The sequence below is a fragment of the Rhodococcus sp. P4_C10 genome, assembly GCF_056402135.1.
Window position 1 is genome coordinate 38,676 of sequence record NZ_JBFUHZ010000049.1, and the last position, 20,842, is coordinate 59,517.

General features: G+C 68.6%; 9 protein-coding genes. 3 read left to right on the forward strand and 6 right to left on the reverse strand.

Going from position 1 to position 20,842, the window contains the following annotated elements:
• Positions 1-258 precede the first annotated feature (258 nt).
• The gene (locus AC1DWC_RS23020) at positions 259-12,927 is read left to right on the forward strand and encodes an amino acid adenylation domain-containing protein (protein WP_477911761.1); all 12,669 of its coding nucleotides are present in this window, start codon (positions 259-261) and stop codon (positions 12,925-12,927) included.
• 14 nt (positions 12,928-12,941) lie between these two features.
• Complete coding sequence (locus AC1DWC_RS23025) at positions 12,942-13,589, forward strand: DUF6875 domain-containing protein (protein WP_477911763.1); 648 nt, start codon at positions 12,942-12,944, stop codon at positions 13,587-13,589.
• Positions 13,590-13,785: 196 nt separating this feature from the next.
• Here AC1DWC_RS23025 and glnA read toward each other — a convergent pair whose 3' ends face one another.
• Complete coding sequence (gene glnA / locus AC1DWC_RS23030) at positions 13,786-15,222, reverse strand: type I glutamate--ammonia ligase (protein WP_477911765.1); 1,437 nt, start codon at positions 15,220-15,222, stop codon at positions 13,786-13,788.
• Positions 15,223-15,416: 194 nt separating this feature from the next.
• Between glnA and AC1DWC_RS23035 the strand changes: the two genes are divergently transcribed.
• Positions 15,417-15,893: an RDD family protein gene (locus AC1DWC_RS23035; RefSeq protein WP_072847300.1), complete on the forward strand. Its 477-nt coding sequence runs from the start codon at positions 15,417-15,419 to the stop codon at positions 15,891-15,893.
• A 118-nt stretch (positions 15,894-16,011) separates the two neighbouring features.
• Here AC1DWC_RS23035 and AC1DWC_RS23040 read toward each other — a convergent pair whose 3' ends face one another.
• The 5 genes from AC1DWC_RS23040 to sucB all read right to left on the reverse strand — a co-directional run.
• Complete coding sequence (locus AC1DWC_RS23040) at positions 16,012-16,752, reverse strand: DUF4191 domain-containing protein (protein WP_072847301.1); 741 nt, start codon at positions 16,750-16,752, stop codon at positions 16,012-16,014.
• Positions 16,753-16,835: 83 nt separating this feature from the next.
• On the reverse strand, positions 16,836-17,852 hold the full coding sequence (lipA, locus tag AC1DWC_RS23045) for a lipoyl synthase (RefSeq protein WP_477911767.1): 1,017 nt from the start codon (positions 17,850-17,852) through the stop codon (positions 16,836-16,838).
• Positions 17,853-17,905: 53 nt separating this feature from the next.
• Positions 17,906-18,709 carry a lipoyl(octanoyl) transferase LipB gene (gene lipB, locus AC1DWC_RS23050; protein WP_477911769.1) on the reverse strand — a complete coding sequence of 268 codons (804 nt, stop codon included), beginning with the start codon at positions 18,707-18,709 and terminating at the stop codon, positions 17,906-17,908.
• A 68-nt stretch (positions 18,710-18,777) separates the two neighbouring features.
• Positions 18,778-19,677 carry a TIGR01777 family oxidoreductase gene (locus AC1DWC_RS23055; protein ID WP_477911771.1) on the reverse strand — a complete coding sequence of 300 codons (900 nt, stop codon included), beginning with the start codon at positions 19,675-19,677 and terminating at the stop codon, positions 18,778-18,780.
• Positions 19,678-19,802: 125 nt separating this feature from the next.
• Positions 19,803-20,842, reverse strand: a 1,040-nt coding sequence (gene sucB / locus AC1DWC_RS23060) for a 2-oxoglutarate dehydrogenase, E2 component, dihydrolipoamide succinyltransferase (RefSeq protein ID WP_477911773.1), incomplete at its 5' end; no start/stop codon positions are given.

The window sequence follows — 20,842 nt, forward strand, 5'->3', positions numbered from 1 at the left end:
GGCCACCATGTGGCCCGCGACGTCAAAGGCGTCGTTCACCACCCCGGACCCGGTGGCGCGGTCGGCATGTACGTGCGGGGAGACTCCACCGCTGCTCGGATGTGGACACTCGCCGGACAGGTCGGCATCATCGTGCGTCGACGGCCTGTCCCTCGGACGTGCCGCCTACCGAGCCAATGCGCCCGTGCATTCATCGCGGGCCGGCTACCCCACCGCGACAGCCAGGTCGCGACGAGGACATGACCAGATTGCACTCCGATGGACGAGCAAGCGGCGCCGACGGCACCCGGATCCGGGACTTCTTCCACAGAAGTTGCTTCCCTGGAGCCATTTCCGCTGTCGTCGGCGCAGTACGAGGTCTGGCTCGCGCAGCAACTTGCCCCGCACCTTCCCCGCTGCATCGCCCAGTTCGTGGAGTTCCACGGAGACCTCGATCTCGACCTGTTCCGGTGGGCGGCCGTCACCGCCGGGCGCGAGGTTCAGTGGGCCTTCCTCCGACTGATCGAGGTCGACGGGGAGCCCAGGCAAGTTGTTGACCCGTCGTTGGACAACTCGTTGGGGTTCATTGATTTTCGTAGCGAGAGCGATCCGATGGCAGCCGCTGTTGCATGGATGCGCGAGGACTGGTCGAGTCCGGTGGATCCGATGCACGACCTTCTGGTGGTGTCGTCGATATTGCGGGTCGGCGACGCACAGTACCTGTGGTACGGCCGTGCCCACCACGTCGCGTTGGACGGGTATGCCGCGATGACGATGGTCAACCGGATCGCGGCCCTGTACTCGGCTGCGGCGGCGGGCAGGGATCCGGAACCCAGCAGGGCTGCCGATCTGCGGACACTGTACGAACTTGATTGCCGGTACCGGGCCTCCGGCCGGTACGAGGCGGACCGTGCGTTCTGGGGCGAGCGGCTCGCGGAACTGTCGGAGGCCGCGACTCTGGCCGACCGGCACGCCACTGCGGCGGCCCGCGACATGCTGGTGACCACGTCACTCGCAGAGGACACGGTCGCTCGGCTGGAGGACTCCGAGGGTCGGGCGAGCGGAACGTCCGCCGCGGTGATCATCGCGGCGTTCGCCTGCTACCTCTCGCGGATGACGGGTCGGCAGGACGTCCGCGTGGATGTCCCGGTGTCCGGGCGGACCACTGCGGTGCTGCGCCGTTCGGGTGGCATGTTGGTCAACGTCGCGCCGCTCCGGATTCGGGTCCGTCCCGGCGACACCGTGGGTGATCTGGTCGAACGGGTAGGTCTGGAACTGATGGGCGCGTTGCGGCACCAGCGCGGCGATCTCGCGGAGATGGCGCGCGGGGCGAGCGTCGGTGCCGAGGCTCACCAGACAGCCGGGCCGATGGTCAACGTGATGCTCTTTCGCCAGGAGCTCAGATTCGGTTCGGTGACCGGCGAATTTCATGTGCTCACCTCCGGTCCGGTCGAGGACCTGCTGATCAACGTCTACCAGAGCGGTACACCCGCAAAGACGTTCGTCGAGTTTCGCGGAAATCCGCGCCGGTACCGCATCGACGAGTTGAAGCTCCATCACGAGCGGTTCGTCGGTCTGATCGAGGAGTTCGTGGCGTCCGGACCGGAGTCACCGACAGCGACGATCCACCGTGACAGCGCCAGGGAAGGGGAGCGCCGGCTGGAGGCAACGCGGGACCTGGACTACTGGCGACGCACGCTGGAAGGATTGCCGGTACTGCTCGGGCTGCCGACGGATCGGCCGCGGCCGAAACAGCGCCGTTCGGAGTCCGGAAGCCTGCGGTGCGCAATCGGTGCGGAACTGCATCGAAAGCTGCGGCAGTGCGCTCGCGAGCACGACTCGACAATGTTCACGACGATGCACGCGGGGCTGGCGGCCCTGCTGGCCCGGGTGAGTGGCTCCGGCGACATCGCGGTGGGTGCGCCGATCACCCGACGGGGCGAGGCAGCGCTGGGCGACGGGGCGGGCGCGTTCGTCGATGCCGTGGTGTTGCGGACCCGCGTGGATCCGGGACTCCCGTTTGCGGACCTGCTGGACCGGGTGAAGCAGTGTCAACTCGACGCATTCGCGCACACGAGGGTGTCGTTCGACCGGGTGGTCGAGGCGCTCGCCCCGGACCGCTCGACGGCCTGCCCGCCGCTCGTCCAGGTGGTCCTTGGTCCCGATCGTACCGAGCGGACCGCGGTCGCCGGCGTATCTGTCACGGCAGCCGACACCTGCTGTCCCGAGCACTGCGATCTGGAGATGACCGTAGGCGAGAGCTTCACCGACTCCGGTCGACCGTCGGGACTGTCGGTCGACATCACATTCGCCACCGATCTGTTCGACTCGGCGACAGTGCAGGCATTCGCGGATCGGCTGGTGCGCATTCTCGAGCATGCGGCAGCAGATCCGTCGGCCCCGGTCGGCGACATCGATGTGCTTGCACTCGGGGAGCGCGAGCAGTTGGCGCCGGCGACCGGGTTGGCGGCGTTGCCCGCGACGACGTTGCCGGGGCTGTTGGCGGCGTCGGTGGTCATGGACCCGAACGCGGTCGCGGCGGTGTACGGCGACAGGAGTTGGACGTACGGCGAGCTCGACAGCTGGTCGAACCGATTGGCACGCTGGCTGATCGGTCATGACGTGGGGCCGGAGAAGTGTGTGGCGGTGGGACTGCCGCGTTCGCTCGAGTCGGTCCTGGCGGTGTGGGCCGTCACCAAGACCGGTGCGGCCTTCGTTCCGCTGGATCCGGGGTATCCGTCGGCTCGGCTCGAGCACATGCTTGCCGATTCGGGCGCCGTCCTGGGGCTGACGAGCGAGGATGCGTCGAGCGAGCTGCCCCGGACCGTGCCGTGGCTGGCGCTCGACGACGAAGCGGTCGAGGCGGAGGTGGCGGGTTCTCCCGCGACGGCGGTGACCGACGGGGATCGGACCTCGGCACTGGCACCTGACCATCCGGCCTATGTGATCTACACATCCGGGTCGACGGGGGCTCCGAAGGGCGTGGTGGTGCCGCATCGGGGGTTGGCGGACCTGGCGGCCGAACAGCGCGACCGATTCGCGACGGGGCCCGGTGCGCGGGTGCTGTACTTCGCATCCCCGAGTTTCGACGCGTCGGTGTTCGAGCTGGTGTGGGCGTTCGCGTCGGGTGGGCGGCTGGTGATCACGCCACCGGCGGTGTACGGCGGTGGCGACCTGGCGGTGCTGCTCGACAGTGCCCGCGTCACCCATGCGGTTCTGACTCCGTCGGCACTGGCGTCGGTCGACCCCGCGGGCCACGGTTCGTTGCGGTGTCTCGTCGTTGCGGGTGAGGCGTGCTCTCGGGAGTTGGTGGCGCGGTGGGCGCCGGGGCGGACGATGTTCGACGCATACGGCCCGACGGAGTCGACAATCATGGCGAATCTCGGAGTGGTCAGGTCGGCGGGGGAGCCGGTGACGATCGGCGGCCCGATCCGAGGTTTCGAGGAGTTGGTGCTCGACACGCGGCTGCGGCCGGTGCCGGTCGGTGTGGCGGGGGAGTTGTACCTGGCCGGTGCGGGTCTGGCGCGTGGGTACCGAAATCAGGCCGGTCAGACCGCCGCTCGATTCGTCGCCGATCCGTTCGGCACACCGGGACAACGCCTGTACCGCACCGGGGACGTGGTGAGGTGGCGGCACGATCGGGACACGGGCCTGGAGCTCGAGTACGTGGGCCGGACCGACTTCCAGGTCAAGATTCGTGGCTTCAGGATCGAGCCCGGCGAGGTCGATGCGGCTCTGACGGCCCACCCGTTCGTGAGATTCGCCGCGACACTCAGTCGTGCCGGACCGACGGGCGACCCGGTCCTGGTGTCCTACGTGCTCCCCGCCGGTGAGCACCTCCCCGACCCTGCCGAGCTGATGGCCCGGGTTCGTGCGGCGGTGCCGGAATACATGGTGCCGGCGGCAATCACGATGCTCGACCACCTTCCGCTGACGCTGGTCGGCAAGCTGGATCGTGCCGCACTGCCCGCACCGGACTTCGGGACGTCGGGCGCGGAGTCCCGGCCGCCGCGAACGCCGACCGAGGAGGCGCTCGCAGTCGCCTTCACCGAGGTGCTCGGGTTCGATCACCTCGGTGGCGATGCCGACTTCTTCGATCTCGGCGGAAACTCCCTTGTCGCGACCAAGGTGGTGGCGCGGATCAACTCAGCGCTGGATCGGAGCATCGATGTCCGGGACCTGTTCGAGGCGCCCACCGTGTCCGCGCTTGCGGCCCGGATCGACGGCAGTGACGCACGATCGTCGGCCCGACCGGCACTGGTTTCAGGTAGCCGGCCCAAGAGTGTTCCGATATCCCTTGCGCAGCAGCGTATGTGGATCGTCAACCAACTGGATACGTCGTCGCCTGCCTACAACATTCCCATCGCACTCCGGTTGTCGGGCGACTTGGACATCGATGCCCTGCGGTTGGGGCTTGCCGACGTCGTGGACCGGCATGCCACGCTTCGGACCGTCTACCCCGAGTCCGCGGACGGTCCCCGCCAGGTGGTGGTACCGACTGCACAAGTGCATCCTGACCTCACGCCGGTGTCCGTGTCCGGCGAGGTGGCGCTGCGTGCGCACCTCGCGCGGTGCGCCGCCGCCGGGTTCGATGTCACCGACGAGATGCCCATGCGGACAACACTGTGTCGGATCGGACCGGATCGGCATGTGCTGGTGATCGTGGTGCACCACATCGCGGCGGACGGCTCGTCGATGGCGCCGCTCGCCCGGGACCTGGCGGTCGCATACACCGCCCGCCTGCGCGGGCGGGCACCGGACTGGCCACCACCGGCAGTGCACTACGCCGACTACACCCTGTGGCAGCGTCGCATGCTCGGCAGCGAGTCCGACCCCGATTCGCTGGTCGCACGCGAGTTGGTCTACTGGCGGCGGGCGCTGTCGGGGATGCCGATGTCCGACGAGTTGCCGACGGACCGACCGCGCCCGGTGCGGCGGTCGGGGCAGGGGAAGGAAGTGCATTTCGAGATCGGTGCGCGCTTGCACTACCGGCTGCGAGACCTTGCGCGCGAACATCGTTCAACCATGTTCATGGTCATGCATGCGGCGCTGGCCGTGCTGCTCAGCAGGTTGAGTGGGAGCGCAGACATTGCGGTAGGTACGCCGACGGCGGGGCGCGGCGAGGCTGCACTCGACGACGTGGTGGGAATGTTCGTCAACACCGTCGTGCTGCGGACGCAGGTGAAGTCCGGGTGTTCGTTCGCCGACCTGCTCGGTCAGGTACGGGAGGGTGATCTCGGTGCCTTCGCTCACGCACAGATACCGTTCGAGCGGGTGGTGGAGGACATCGATCCCGCGCGGTCGACGGCGTATTCAACGCTCTTCCAAGTGATGCTGGAGTTCCGGAACACTGAGTTGCCAAGCCTGGCACTGCCGAGGCTGACGGTCGAGCCTGTCGATGTCGATCTCGAGGTTGCCCGTTACGACCTGCATCTGAGCCTCGCCGAGGAGTTCGGCACCGGCGATGGCGCTCCCCTCGGGATGTCGGCGTCTTTTGGCTTCGCTGCCGACATTTTCGACTCGGACACGGTGCAACGCTTCGCGGACCGATTCGTCCGCATTCTCGAGGAAGTCGTCGCCTCGCCTTCGACCAGAGTCGGCGACATCGCCTGGCTTTCCCCGGCGGAACTCCGCGAGTTGGCGTCGGTGTCGGGTGGGTCGAGTGTGTCGGGGAGGGTGTTGCCGGAGTTGTTGTCTGCGTCGGCGGTGCGGGATCCGGCGGCTGTCGCGGTGGTGGGTGGGGGTCGGCGGTGGACGTACGGGGAGCTCGACGAGCAGTCGAATCGGTGGGCGCGAGTGCTGATCGGTCGGGGCGTGGGTCCCGAATCGGCGGTGGCGGTGGTGTTGGCGCGGTCGTTCGAGTCGGTGTTGGCGGTGTGGGCGGTGGCGAAGTCGGGGGCGGCGTTCCTGCCGGTGGATCCGCTGTATCCGTCCGCTCGGGTGGCGCACATGCTGACGGATTCGGCTGTGGCGGTGGGTGTCACGGTAGCTCAGTGGCGGGATCGGTTGCCGGGGTCGGTGGACTGGGTGGTGCTGGACGATCTGGTGCTCGAGGTGGGGTTGGCCGGTGTGGCGGCATCGCCGGTCGTCGGCGAGGAAAGGACGTCCGCCCTGGTGATCGATCATCCGGCGTATGTGATTTACACGTCGGGGTCGACGGGTGTGCCGAAGGGTGTGGTGGTGACGCATCGAGGGTTGGCGAATCTGGTGGCTGAGCAGGTTTCTCGGTTCGGGTTGGGTTCGGATGCGCGGGTGTTGCATGGTGCGTCGCCGAGTTTCGATGCGGCGGTGCTGGAACAACTGTGGGCGTTCGGCTCCGGTGGGCGGCTGGTGGTGGTGCCGTCGACGGGGTTCGGTGGTGGCGAGTTGGTGCAGATCCTGGTGCGGGAGAGGGTGACTCATGCCGCGCTGACGCCGACGCTGTTGGGGACGATGGATCCGGCCGGACTCGACGATCTCCGTACCGTCGTGGTCGGTGGTGAGCGGTGTCCGCCGGAGCTGGTGGCGCGGTGGGCGCCCGGCCGGCGGATGTTCAACACCTACGGTCCGGCCGAGACGACAATCCAGTCGAATGTGAGTGCCCGCATGATGGTTGCGGAGCGGGTGACGATCGGCGGTCCGATCCGTGGCTTCGAGGAGCGTGTGCTCGACAGCAGGTTGCGGCCGGTACCCGTCGGTGTGGTGGGGGAGCTGTGTCTGGCGGGTCCGGCGTTGGCGCGTGGTTATCGAAACCGGTCGGGACTGACGGCGGCGCGGTTCGTTGCGGATCCGTTCACGCGGTCGGGTCGGCGGATGTATCGGACGGGGGATCTGGTTCGGTGGTTGCGGCGTCCGGACGGGCGTCTGACGCTCGACTACGTCGGTCGTTCGGATCTGCAGGTGAAGGTTCGTGGTTTCCGGATCGAGTTGGGTGAGGTCGAGTCGGCGCTGTCGGCTTGTGCGGGGGTGGCGCGGGCGGTTGCGACCGTGCTCGAGGACGACGGCGCAGGCTGTCGGTTGATCGGATACGCGGTGCCTGAACCGGGCGTGGAGTTGGACGCGGCCGCGATTCTCGCTTTCGCAGGCGAACGGTTGGCCCCGCACATGGTTCCTGCAGTGGTGATGTTCCTCGATACCGTGCCACTCACGCCAAACGGCAAGCTGGACCGCGCGGCGTTGCCCGTGCCGGACTTCGCTGCGGGAAGGACTGACTTCCGGGCACCGAGAACCGAGATCGAGAAGGTGCTCACGGGACTGTTCGAGGAGGTGCTCGGCGTCGACGAGGTGGGCGTGGAGGATTCGTTCTTCGCCCTCGGCGGCGACAGCATCATGTCGATCCAGCTGGCGGCCCGGGCGAAGTCGGCGGGAGTGGTGTTCTCTCCGCGGGACGTCTTCGAACGCAGGTCGGTGGCGAGGCTGGCGGAGGTTGCCGTCCTCGGGCACGATGGCTCGACGCAGGTGCTCGAGGAGCTTGCCGGCGGCGGTGTCGGGGAGATCCCGTTGACGCCGGTTCTGCGGTGGCTGCTGGAACGCGGAAAGTCCGGGTTCGGCCGTTTCTCCCAGGCCGTCATTCTGAATCTGCCGGCAGGCATCGGCGCGGACGGCCTGATGAACACAGTGCAAGCGGTGCTCGACCACCATGACATGTTGCGCGCACGGTTGCACTCGGGTGCCGACGGGGTGTGGGCGTGGGAGGCGTTGCCGCGCCGTGCAATTCCTGCCGACAGGCTGATTCGTCGGGTGCCCTTCGACGCGCGGGCGGGACCCGCGGTGTTCCACGAGCTGGCGGCGTCGGAGTTGGACGCTGCGGCGGATCGGCTCGACCCGGCGGCAGGGATCGTGATGCAGGTGGTCTGGTTCGATCCGGTGGACGAGGCGGAGCGGGGCCGAGTCCTGGTGGTGGTCCATCATTCGGCGGTCGACGGGGTGTCGTGGCGGGTTCTGGTGCCGGAGCTGGCGGACGCCTGGTCGCGGATCGTGGCTGGGGTACAGCCGGAACTTGCGCCGGTGGGAACGTCGATGCGCAGATGGGCGTACGGGCTGGCCGAGGCGGCTCACCTGCCGGAGAGGACTGCGGAACTCGATCTGTGGCGGGCGATGGCTGCCGGGGACGAGCCGGTGATCGGATCCCGGCCCCTCGACCCTGCGATCGACGTGGTTGCCACCACCCGGACCGTGGAGGTCGACGTACCGCCAGACGTGACCGAGGCTCTGCTGACCACAGTCCCGGAGGCGTTTCACGGCGGGGTGGGCGACGGGTTGCTGGCGGCGTTGGCGATCGCGGTGACGAAGTGGAGGGCGGAGCATGGAGCTGTTGCTGTCGATTTGCTTCCCGACGACCCGGTGATCACGCTCGAGGGGCACGGACGAGAGGAGAGCGTGGTCGCCGGCTCGGATCTGACCCGCACGGTCGGTTGGTTCTCTACGAGTTTTCCTCTGCGCCTGGATCTCTCGGGCATCGATCTCGACGACGCGTGCGCCGGTGGGCCGGCGGCCGGGGCGGTGGTCAAGTCCGTCAAGGAACAGCTCCTCGCCGTCCCGGACCACGGTATCGGCTACGGAATGCTGCGCTATCTCAACGAGGACACCGGATCGGTGCTGCGGGACCTACCGGCGCCGCAGATCGCGTTCAACTACCTCGGCAGGGTGAACGGCGGGATTGCCGACGGCGGGCGTGGGGCCGGTTGGGTCCCGGTCGACGATGTCGGTGACCTGACCGGTGCGCAGAATCCGGACATGCCGGTGCCGACGGTGCTCGACATCAACGCCTTCACTCTCGACGACGGAGGTCGGCCGATGCTGCGGGCGATCTGGTCCTTCCCCAGCGCGGTACTCACCGCCCGTGAGGTGAGTGTGCCGGCACAGTTGTGGCGCGACGCGCTGGTTGCGCTGGTTGCGTATGTTGCGACACCGGGGACGGGTGGACGGACCCCGTCGGATCTTGACTTGGTCACGCTCGGGCAGGCGGAGATCGAGCGGCTCGAGGACCGGTATCCGAACATGACGGACGTGTGGCCGCTCTCGCCACTGCAGGAGGGGTTGCTGTTCCACGCGTCGGTGTCCGAGGAGTCGGCGGACGCCTACGTGGTGCAGCTGGTCCTCGAGTTGCGTGGGGACGTCGATCCGGCGCGCCTGCGCCGCGCCGGGCAGGCGTTGCTGGATCGGCATCCGAACCTGCGGACCGCGTTTGTCCCCGACACCGCCGCGGGGCCGGTACAGGTGGTCCTGGACCGCGTCGAGGCGCAGTGGTCGGAGGTCGATCTCTCCCGGCAGGACGAACGCACGCGCCGGGTCGAGCTGGGCCGGATGCTGCCCGCGGACCGGGCGACCCGGTTCGACCCGGCCAAGGCTCCGCTGCTCCGCTGGACGCTGGTCACCACCGGACCCGAGCGCTACCGGCTGGTGCTGACCAATCATCACCTGCTACTCGACGGTTGGTCGACGCCGCTGCTCTTGCGCGAACTGTTGCTGCTCTATCGCGCTGACGCAGAGGCGGCGGTGTTGGCGAGGGTGTACCCGCACCGGGACTACCTGGCATGGATAGACCGGCAGGACGCCGACCGGTCACTCGGCGAGTGGGCTCGCGCATTCGCCGGCGCCGACGAGCCGACGTTGGTGGCGCCGGCCGATCCCGGCCGCGAGTACTCCGAATCGCGGGACGTGCGTGGCGGCTTGACCGAGGAACAGACCGCGGCCCTCTCCTCACTCGCGCGCTCCCGCGGAATCACCCTCAACACCGTGATCCAAGCGGCGTGGGCGATCGTGTTGGGCGAGTTGACGTCTCGGGAGGACGTGACGTTCGGTACCACGGTCTCCGGGCGTCCCCCGCAGGTAACGGGCGTCGAGTCGATGATCGGACTGTTCGTCAACACTCTGCCCGTCCGGGTCCGGCTCGACACCGCGGAGAGCCTGGGGCAACTGCTCGACCGGACCCAGGCGGCGCAGGCCGCGCTGCTCGATCACCACCACGTGCGTCTGGCAGACATCCAGCGGGTGGCGGGGCCGGGGGCGGTGTTCGACACCATGGCGGTGTTCGAGTCCTACCCGGTCGACCGGGGCGGGCTCACCGCGGAGACCGACGTCGCCGGCATGCGGGTGGTCGACGTGAGCGGGACCGACGCCTCGCACTACCCGATAGGCCTGGTTGCGGACGTGGACACGCGACTGCACCTGCGAATCACGTACCGGCCCGAACTCTTCGACCACGACACGATGGAGGCGACCCTGCAGCGGGTCCTGCGCGTGATTGACGCCGTGGTCGCCGACCCGGACGTGCCGCTGGCCCGGCTGGATCTGCTCTCCCCGGAGGAGCTCCGCGAGTTGGTGCCGGTGTCGGGTGGGCCGGCCGTTTCGGGGCGGGTGTTGCCGGAGTTGTTGGCGGCGTCGGCGGCGCGGGATCCGAGTGCGGTCGCGGTGGTGTGCGGGGGTCGGGGTTGGACCTACGGGGAGCTCGACGAGCGGTCGAGTCGGTTGGCGCGGTTGTTGATCGGTCGGGGAGTCGGTCCGGAATCGTGTGTGGCGGTGGCGGTGGGGCGGTCGTTCGAGTCGGTGTTGGCGGTGTGGGCGGTGGCGAAGTCGGGGGCGGCGTTCGTGCCGGTGGATCCGTTGTATCCGGCGGCTCGTGTCGGGCACATGTTGTCGGATTCGGCGGTAGTGGTGGGTGTCACGCTGTCGCTGTGGCGGGACCGGTTGCCGGGGTCGGTGGGGTGGCTCGCGCTGGACGATCCGACGGTCCGTGCAGAGCTGGTGCGGGAATCGGCACTACCGGTGAGTGACACCGAGCGGACGGCGAGCCTCGACGTCGATCATCCGGCGTATGTGATCTACACGTCGGGGTCGACGGGGGTGCCGAAGGGTGTGGTGGTCACGCATCGGGGGTTGGCGAATCTGGTGGCGGAGCAGGGTGTTCGGTTCGGGTTGGGTCCGGATGCGCGGGTGTTGCATGTTGCGTCGCCGAGTTTCGACGCCGCGGTGCTGGAACAATTGTGGGCGTTCGGGTCCGGTGGGCGGTTGGTAGTGGTGCCGCCGGCGGTGTTCGGCGGTGCAGAGTTGGCGGGGATCCTGCAGCGGGAGAGGGTCACTTATGCCGCACTGACACCCGCAGCACTGGGAACCGTTGACCCGGAGGGGCTCGACGATCTCCGGACCGTGGTGGTCGGTGGTGAGCGGTGTCCGCCGGAGCTGGTGAGGCGGTGGGCGCCGGGCCGGCGGATGTTCAACACCTACGGTCCGGCCGAGACGACAATCCAGTCGAACGCCAGTGCCCGCATGATGGTGGCGGACGGGGTGACGATCGGCGGTCCGATCCGTGGGATCGAGGAGTGTGTGCTCGACGGCCGGTTGCGGCCGGTGCCGGTCGGGGTGGTGGGGGAGTTGTATCTGGCAGGCCCAGCCCTGGCACGTGGCTATCAAAACCGGACGGGCTTGACGGCGTCGCGGTTCGTCGCGGATCCGTTTGCGTGTTCGGGACGGCGGATGTATCGGACCGGTGACCTCGTGCGGTGGCAGCGGCTACCGGACCGCAGCCTGACACTCGACTACGTCGGTCGCTCCGACCTGCAGGTGAAGGTTCGTGGGTTCCGGGTCGAGTTGGGTGAGGTCGAGTCGGCGCTGCTTGCCTGCCCTGGGGTGGTGCGGGCGGCGGCCGCGGTCCGTGGCGATGGTGCCGGGGGCGATCGGTTGGTCGGGTATGTGGTGCCCGAGGTCGGTGTGGATCTCGACGTCCGTGAGGTTCTCGCGTTCATGGGGCAGCGGCTGGCGTCGTACCTGGTACCTGCGGCGGTGGTGGTGCTCGAGGCGCTGCCGGTGACGGTGAACGGCAAGCTCGACCGTGCCGCGTTGCCGGCACCGGACTTCGCTGTCGGCAGGGCAGGATTCCGGGCGCCGAGAGAGGGCAGTGAATCCACCGTGGCCGCTGCATTCGCGGCCGAACTCGGTGTGGCGAGGGTCGGTGCGGACGACAACTTCTTCGCCCTCGGCGGCAACTCATTGAGGGCCACCGGGTTGGCCGCGCGGCTGCGGGAATCGATCTCCGCGCAGGTACCGGTCGAGTGGATCTTCACGCATTCGACGCCCGCGTCGTTGGCACACCGGATCGAGACGCGCGAGGCCGAGACCGTCGAGAACGACGGCGTCGGTTCCGCGGTCGCGGTGCTACTTCCGCTGCGTGCCACCGGCAGTCGGAACCCTCTGTTCTGCGTGCATCCCGCCATCGGGCTCGCCTGGTGTTTCAGCGGTTTGGTGCAGTACGTCGACAACGACCGACCGATCTACGGAATCAATTCACCCGCGCTGACCGATCCCGATGTCCGTTTCGGCTCGCTCGAGGAGCTTGCACACCGTTACGTCCGGGAGATCCGGTCGGTGCAGCCACACGGGCCCTATCACCTGCTCGGGTACTCGCTCGGGGGCCAGATCGCCCACGCGATGGCGGTCCAGCTTCGTCGTGATGGTGACGACGTGTCCACCCTTGCGATGATGGACAGCCGCCTTCCGTCCGGGGCCGAGCCCGACGGTGAGATGCCCACGGTCGCAAAGCTGGTCGCCGAGTTCGGCGCGGTGGGGTTGGTCGGCGCGGGGGATCCGGCCATGACGACGGAGCAGGCCGCACGACTGCTGGGTGCGAAGGGTGGACTTTTTGCGTCACTGACTCCGGCCCACCTCGACACCCTCTACCGGGAGTACCGAGATCTCGTCCATCGTGCGCACGCCCACCGGCCGTCGACCCTGGAGGGTGCCGAGGTCGTGTACTTCAGTGCGGCGACAGGTTCCATCGACGATCACGATCACGGGCTCGACCCCCGGACCGGCGCAGCGAGCTGGAAGGACTACATCATCGGTGAAATACACGAGTACCGAATCCCTACCAGTCACGAGCAAATGACGACCCCGCAAGGCCTTTCGGTCGTGGGGCCGCTCCTCAACCGGCACTTGAATCTGGTCGACCGCGAGCGTGTGGCACCCGAGTAGAGCAAGGAGGAGAAATGACCGCGTTTCAACTCGAGAAGCTATTTGGCAGGGGCGCGGTCGTGGGCTCCGAGCACCGGTACTCGGAGCTGCTGCGCGGTTGGGCTTGCGGCTACCTGATTCAACCGCATCCAGATCTCGGCAGATCGGGTCCGGTCTGCCCGTTCACCCATCCGTCGATCTCGCGAGGACTGTTCTGGGTCGGATTCATCGATGGCTGCGACGTCGGTCTTCCGCAGATGACGGAGGCGGTCGACGAGATATTCAGTGCTTTTCCCGCGTTGCCACCGACTGACGGCGACGATGCGCTCCTGAAGGCAGTGCTCCTCGTGTTCCCCGACGTCTTGGACTACTCACTGATCGAGGAGGCGCAACGCGAAGGCAAGTCCAAGTTCGTCCAGGAAGGACTCATGCTCGGCCAGTTCTATCCGGGATGCACCACGCCCGGGCTACGGAACAAGGCGTTCCCGGCACTGGACGCACCGCTCCCCATTCTTGCGGTGCGCAACATGGTCGGCTCCGATTTTCCGTTCCTGGCGCAGCGGAGCGAGTGGGTCGACGCCTACCTGAAGAAGTTTGCGCACCAGATCCCAGGTCCGGTCAGGAGTCGCATCACCGAGAAGGTGGTCGGGGAATTCGCCGTGGACAGGAGTCCGGACCGGTAGACAGGACGATTCGGGTGTGGTGGGGCACGGATCTGGACACGTACGGGCATCTGCGGCCCGACGCAGACGAGTCCACCCGCTCTGCGATCGGTGCTGTGATCGCTGAACGAATGGACTCGTCTGGGGCTACTGCGTACTGACTGCGTACCGGGGCGGGTTCTGAATCGCTCCGATGCTGGTCAGCGGCCTAGCTGGCTCACACGTCGTAGTAGAGCTCGAACTCGTACGGGTGCGGGCGCAGGTTGACCGGGGCGATCTCCTGCTCGCGCTTGATCGAGATCCAGGTCTCGATCAGGTCGGTGGTGAACACGCCACCCTCGGTGAGGTACTCGTGGTCCTGCTCGAGGCGGTCGATGACCGTCGACAGGTTGGTGGGGGCCTGCGGGATGTTGCGGGCCTCCTCCGGCGGGAGCTCGTAGAGGTCCTTGTCGACCGGCGCCATCGGCTCGATCTTGTTCTTGATGCCGTCCAGGCCGGCCATCATCTGCGCGGCGAAGTTCAGGTACGGGTTGCCCGAGGAGTCCGGTGCGCGGAACTCGATGCGCTTGGCCTTCGGGTTGTTGCCGGTGATCGGGATACGCACGGCCGCGGAGCGGTTGCGCTGGCTGTACACCAGGTTGATGGGGGCCTCGTAGCCCGGCACCAGGCGGTGGTACGAGTTGACCGTCGGGTTGGTGAACGCCAGCAGCGACGGCGCGTGGTGCAGGATGCCGCCGATGTAGTGGCGCGCCATGTCGGACAGGCCCGCGTAGCCGGACTCGTCGTGGAAGAGCGGCTTGCCGTCCTTCCACAGCGACTGGTGCACGTGCATGCCCGAGCCGTTGTCACCGAAGAGCGGCTTCGGCATGAAGGTCGCGGACTTGCCGTGCTGCCAGGCGGTGTTCTTGACGATGTACTTGAACAGCTGCAGGTCGTCGGCCGCGGCGAGCAGCGTGCCGAACTTGTAGTTGATCTCCTGCTGGCCGCCGGTGCCGACCTCGTGGTGGCCGCGCTCGAGCTCGAAGCCCGCGTTCTGCAGGTTGGTCGAGATCGCGTCGCGCAGGTCGACGTAGTGGTCGTACGGGGCGACGGGGAAGTAGCCGCCCTTGGCGCGGACCTTGTAGCCGAGGTTCGGGCTGCCGTCGGGGTTGCGGTCGGCGCCGGTGTTCCAGGCGCCGGAGACGGAGTCCAGCTCGTAGAACGCGTGGTTCATGCCCGAGTCGTAGCGGACCGAGTCGAAGATGTAGAACTCGGCCTCGGCGCCGAAGAACGCGGTGTCGGCGATGCCGGTGCTGGCCAGGTACTCCTCGGCCTTGCGGGCGACGTTACGCGGGTCGCGGCTGTAGGCCTCCCGGGTGAACGGGTCGTGCACGAAGAAGTCGATGTTCAGCGTCTTCGCGGCGCGGAACTGGTCGACCCGCGCGGTGCTGACGTCGGGCAGCAGCATCATGTCCGACTCGTGGATCGACTGGAATCCACGCACCGAGGAGCCGTCGAACGCCAGGCCGTCCTCGAAGACGTCCTTGTTGAACGCGCTGGCCGGGATGGAGAAGTGCTGCTGAACGCCCGGCAGATCGGTGAAGCGAATGTCGACGTACTCGATGTTCTCGTCGGCAATGAACTTGATGACCTCTTCGGCCGTGCTGAACGCCACGCTTGTGCTCCTTCAGTTGGGTCCCAGCCAGTGTTGATTGCGGCGGGTTTGCGTCGAGGGTGACGGTAGGGAACCGGTGTTGCCCAACAATCAAGGTTATGTTTCGCCAGTGTTACACGTCGCGTATTACGACGCAGGTCACATCCGCGAGGGCGTGTCGGTGAGCTCGGCGGATCCCGCCTATCCTTGAGGTCATGTCACGCATGACCGGATCCTGGCTCTCTGGCCCCTCTGCGGCCCTCCCCAAGGGTGCGGACGGCACCGAGGACCGCTACCGCGGCGAACGGCTCGGCCTGCCCGAGTCCGGTCCCGGGTCCCTGGTGAGCACGTCCCGACGGCTCGGGGCGTTCATGGTGGACTGGCTCATGGGCGGCGGCGTCGCGCTGCTGATCCTCGGCGGCGACCTGTACTCCGGCATGCTGGGCACCGTCATCCTGGGGGTGTGGTTCGTCGTCGGCGTCGTGACGGTGACGCTGTTCTCCTTCACCCCCGGCCAGTTCGTGGTCGGCCTGCAGGTGGCCCGGGTGGACGCGGCGGTGCCCGTCGGCATCGTGCGGGCCCTGGCCCGGCAGGTTCTGCTGGTGTTCGTGGTGCCCGCGCTGATCACCGACACCGACGGCCGCGGCATGCACGACCGCGCCACCGGTACCGCGCTCGTGCGCTCCCGGTAGTCGCACGGCGTCAGACCCGGAACGAACGAAGGGCACCTGCGCGGACGGAGCGAATCTGTCCGGGCAGGTGCCCTTCGTCTGTGCGGCGAGCCGGGAACGGGCTCGGCTCACCGGCGGCTCAGCGTCGACGCATGGTGCGCTGGACGCTCTTCATCTTGGCGCCTGCGGGCATCGGACCCTTCGGCATCGCGGGACCGCTGCGCTTGCCCAGTGCCGAGAGGCGCGACTCGATGGTGTCCATCCGCTTGGTGTCGATGTTCTTGGGCAGCTTGGACAGGTACTTCTGCAGCTGCGAGAGGGGGACCTGGCCCTCGTCGTTGCCGATGACGATCTCGTAGATCGGGGTGTCGCCGACGAGTCGCGCGGTCTTCTTCTTCTCCTGCGCGAGCAGGGTCTTCACCCGCTGCGGCGCACCCTCGCCGACCAGGATGACGCCGGGACGCCCGAGAACCCGGTGCACCGCGTCGAGCTGGGTGGTGCCCGCGATCGCATTGCTGACCCGCCAGGAGCCCTGCAGGTTGTCCAGCGCCCACGCCGCCGCGCCCGCCTGGCCGTCCGCCTTGCGGTAGACGCTCTTCTGCACCCGCCGGCCGAAGATCACGAACGCGAGCAGCGCGCCGAGCATGATGCCGATCGGCAGCAGGAACCACTGGACGTTGAAGATCAGTCCGACCAGGAAGAACGCCACGGCCAGCCCGATCACCGAGCCGATCATCAGCGGCAGGAGGAGCTTGTCCTCCTTGCGCTGCATCTGGAACGCCTGCCAGAGCTGGCTCCTGCGCTCCTTCGATGCCTGCTTACGGACCGCTTTCGCGGCCGCCTTCGCCTCTTTGGTGGGTTTGCCCTTGCCGTTCGCCATAGCTCACAGGATACGTCCCTGGCGAGGCGTCGAGCGCACCCGTCCGGTGGTCGAGCCCCGGTGGCCTGCCCGCGGTGGTGCGGTCAGGCTCGAGCCGCGAGGCGCTCCATCAGGGAACTGGCCTCCTGCGAGGCGCTGCCGCCCTCCGCGAGGTGGGCCTGGCCCTCGGGCAGCGCGCGCCCGTGGTGCGCCATCGCCTGCGCGTAGAGGCGGCCGGCCCGGTACGAGGAACGGACCAACGGCCCCGCCATCACGCCGGCGAAGCCGAGCTCGGTGGCGAACTCGGAGTGGTCGACGAACTCCTCCGGCTTGACCCAGCGCTCGACGGGATGGTGCCGCGGCGACGGGCGCAGGTACTGGGTGATGGTGATGATGTCGCAGCCGGCCTCGTGCAGGTCCACCATCGCCTGCTGGACCTCTTCGGGGGTCTCGCCCATGCCGAGGATCAGGTTGGACTTGGTGACCAGGCCGAAGTCGCGGGCGGCGGTGAGCACACCGAGCGAACGCTCGTACCGGAACGCCGGCCGGATCCGCTTGAAGATCCGCGGCACCGTCTCGAGGTTGTGCGCGAGCACCTCGGGGCGCGACTCGAAGACCTCGGCGAGCAGGTCCGGCTTGCCGTTGAAGTCGGGGACCAGGTTCTCCACGCCGGTGCCCGGGTTGAGCTCGTGGATCTGGCGGACGGTCTCCGCGTAGAGCCACGCGCCGCCGTCGGGCAGGTCGTCGCGGGCGACGCCGGTGATGGTCGAGTACCGCAGACCCATCGACTGCACCGACTCGGCCACCCGGCGCGGCTCGTCCCGGTCGAGGTCGGTGGGCTTGCCGGTGTCGATCTGGCAGAAGTCGCAGCGACGGGTGCACTGCTCGCCGCCGATGAGGAAGGTGGCCTCGCGGTCTTCCCAGCATTCGTAGATGTTGGGGCAGCCGGCCTCTTCGCAGACGGTGTGCAGGCCCTCGCTCTTGACCAGCGACTTGAGCTCGGTGTACTCCGGGCCCATCTTCGCGCGGGTCTTGATCCAGTTGGGCTTGCGCTCAATGGGGGTCTCCGCGTTTCGGATCTCGATACGGAGCAGTTTGCGTCCTTCTGGGGCCACAGTCACGGGACCGATGGTACGCCCGCCGATTCCGTCGCAGCCGACCGGGAGAGCCCCGTTCAGCCGAAGCGGTGGGTGGTGAACTCCGGCGTCGTGACGGGCCGCGCGGTGCCGGCCTGCGCGGGCCGCGCGGCCGCCGCCGCGGCGTCGAAGGTGACCCGCTCGATGTCGTGCTCGGCGACGGGGAGGGTGCCGTCCAGTGCGGCGGCGACGGCGGCGGTGACGGCCGGGGTGACCGACTCCACTGTGACCTCGCGGCCCAGTTCCCGGGTCAGCGAGGTGACGCCGGCGTCGGTGATCCCGCACGGGATGATCTCGTCGAAGGCGTCGAGCACGGCGTTGCAGTTGAGCGCGAAGCCGTGCAGGGCGACGCCGCGCTGCACCCGGACCCCGATCGCGGCGATCTTGCGCTCGGGCAGCCAGGTGCCGTCGGTGAGGGCGGCCGGCAGCCACACCCCGGAGCGGCCATCGACGCGGCCGCAGTCGACGCCGAGGTCACCGCACACCGAGATCAGTGCCTGCTCGAGGCGTCGCACGTAGTTCACCACGTCCACCGGCTCGGCCAGCTTGACGATCGGGTAGCCGACCAGCTGGCCGGGACCGTGCCAGGTGAGCTTTCCGCCGCGGTCGACGTCGATCACCGGGGTGCCGTCGGTGGGCCGGTCCTCCGGCGCGGTCCGGCGTCCCGCGGTGTACACGGACGGGTGCTCGAGCAGGAGCATGGTGTCGCGCCCGCGGTCCTGGGCGCGCTCGTCGGCCAGCTCCCGCTGCATCTCCCACGCGGCCAGGTAGTCCACGCTGCCGAGGTTCCGGACCTCGAGGGGTTCTGCGCTGAATCGGGCGGAGATCGTGCGACTGCTCATCGACCACACGTTACGCCCGCGGGCGGGCCCGCCGCGTACCCGGTCGAGGTCGCCTGCGGCGGAGATCCTCAGGAGCGCTCCGGTGCCACGGCGGCCGCGAGCGCCTCGCCGATGGTGGTGTGGCGGAAGGCGTAACCGGCGTCCTCGAGGACCGTCGGCAGCACGCGTTGGCCGGTCAGGACGGCCTCGTCGGCGAACTCCCCGACCAGGGCCGAGACGGCGAACCCGGGCACCACCCAGGGGGTCGGCCGGTGCAGCGCGCGGCCGAGTGCGGCGGTGAAGGAGGCATTGGTGACGGGGGAGGGCCCGGTCAGGTTCACCGGGCCGTCGACAGAGTCGGTGCGCAGCACGAACTTGACCGCCTCGACCTCGTCCTCGAGCGAGATCCACGACAGGTACTGACGGCCGTTGCCGAGTCGACCGCCCAGCCCGTAGGCGAAGAGGGGGCGGAGCTTGCCGAGCAGTCCGCCGTGCCGCGCGACCACCGTGCCGCTGCGCAGCAGGACCGTGCGGGCCCCACCCGCGCGGGCCGGTCCGGTCGCCCGTTCCCAGTCCCGGCACAGGTCGGCGAGGAAGCCGGACCCGGGCGGCGCCGTCTCGTCGACGGCGCGGTCGCCGGTGTCGCCGTAGTAGCCGACGGCGCTGGCGTTGAGCAGGGTCGGCACGCCGGCCTCGGCGGCCGCGGACGCGAGCACGTCGGTGGCGGTGAGGCGGCTGTCGCGCAGGTGCTGTTTGTACGCGCTCGTCCAGCGGTGGTCGCCGATGCCGGCTCCGCACAGGTTCACCACCGCGTCGACGCCGTTGAAGGCGCCCGGCGCGATCGCGCCGTCCGGCGGGGACCAGCGGTACTCGTCCGGGCCCGCGGTTGGGCGCCGGACCAGGCGTCGGATGTCGTGCCCGTCGGCGCGCAGTGCGGCCACCAGGGCGGTGCCGACGAGTCCGGACGAGCCGGCGATGATCACGCGCATGGGTACTGCCTCCTTCACGTCGTCGGGGGCACCATCAGTATCGATGGTGCCCCCGACGGACAGCGTGTGCGGCCTACCTGCAGACCGCTGAGCGGTGCGACCTGGAGACCGCTGAGCGAAGCGACCTAGAGACCCAGGTCTGCCTCGAAGGAGGCCTCCTCCAGCCGCTGCTTGATCGTGGTGAGGAACCGACCCGCGTCGGCGCCGTCGACCAGGCGGTGGTCGTAGGTCAGCGGCAGGTAGCACATCGACCGGACGCCGATGGACTCGTTGCCGGTCTCGTCGGTGACCACCACCGGACGCTTGACGATCGCGCCCGTGCCCAGCATCGCGGCCTGCGGCGGGACCAGGATCGGGGTGTCGAAGAGCGCGCCCTGGCTGCCGATGTTGGTGATCGTGAAGGTGCCACCGGACAGCTCGTCCGGCTTGAGCCCACCGGAGCGGGCACGCTTGGCGATGTCCGCGATGGCGCGGGCCAGACCGGCCAGCGACAGGTCGCCGGCGTTGTGGATCACCGGGGAGAGCAGGCCCTGCTCGGTGTCCACGGCGATGCCCAGGTGCTCGGCCGCGTGGTAGGTGATCTCCTTGGCGTCCTCGTTGTAGCTGGCGTTGACGTTCGGGTGGGCCCCGAGCGCCTCGACCACGGCCTTGGCGAAGAACGGCAGGAAGGTCAGGTTCACGCCCTCGCGCTCGGCGAACCCGGCCTTGGCCTGGGCGCGCAGGGCGGCGATCTTCGTGACGTCGACCTCGAAGGTCTGGGTCAGCTGCGCGGTGGTCTGCAGCGACTCCCGGGTCTTGACCGCCGTGATCTGGCGGATCCGGTTGACCTTCTGGGTGGTGCCGCGCAGGTTCGCGAGCTCCGGGCGGACGCCGGCGGCCGGTGTGGCCGGAGCAGCAGCGGCGGCCGGGGCGGCGGCAGCCGGGGCCTTCTTGGCCTCGGCCGCGGCGAGCACGTCCTGCTTGCGGATGCGGCCGCCGACGCCGGTGCCGGTCACGGTGGACAGGTCGACGTTGTTCTCGGTCGCGAGCTTGCGGACCAGCGGGGTGACGTACGGGGTGGCGTCGCCGCTCGGTGCGGGTGTGGCCGGAGCGGCGGCCGGGGCCGGAGCCGGGGCAGCAGCCGGGGCCGCGGGTGCGGGCGCCGGGGCAGCGGCCGGGGCGGGGG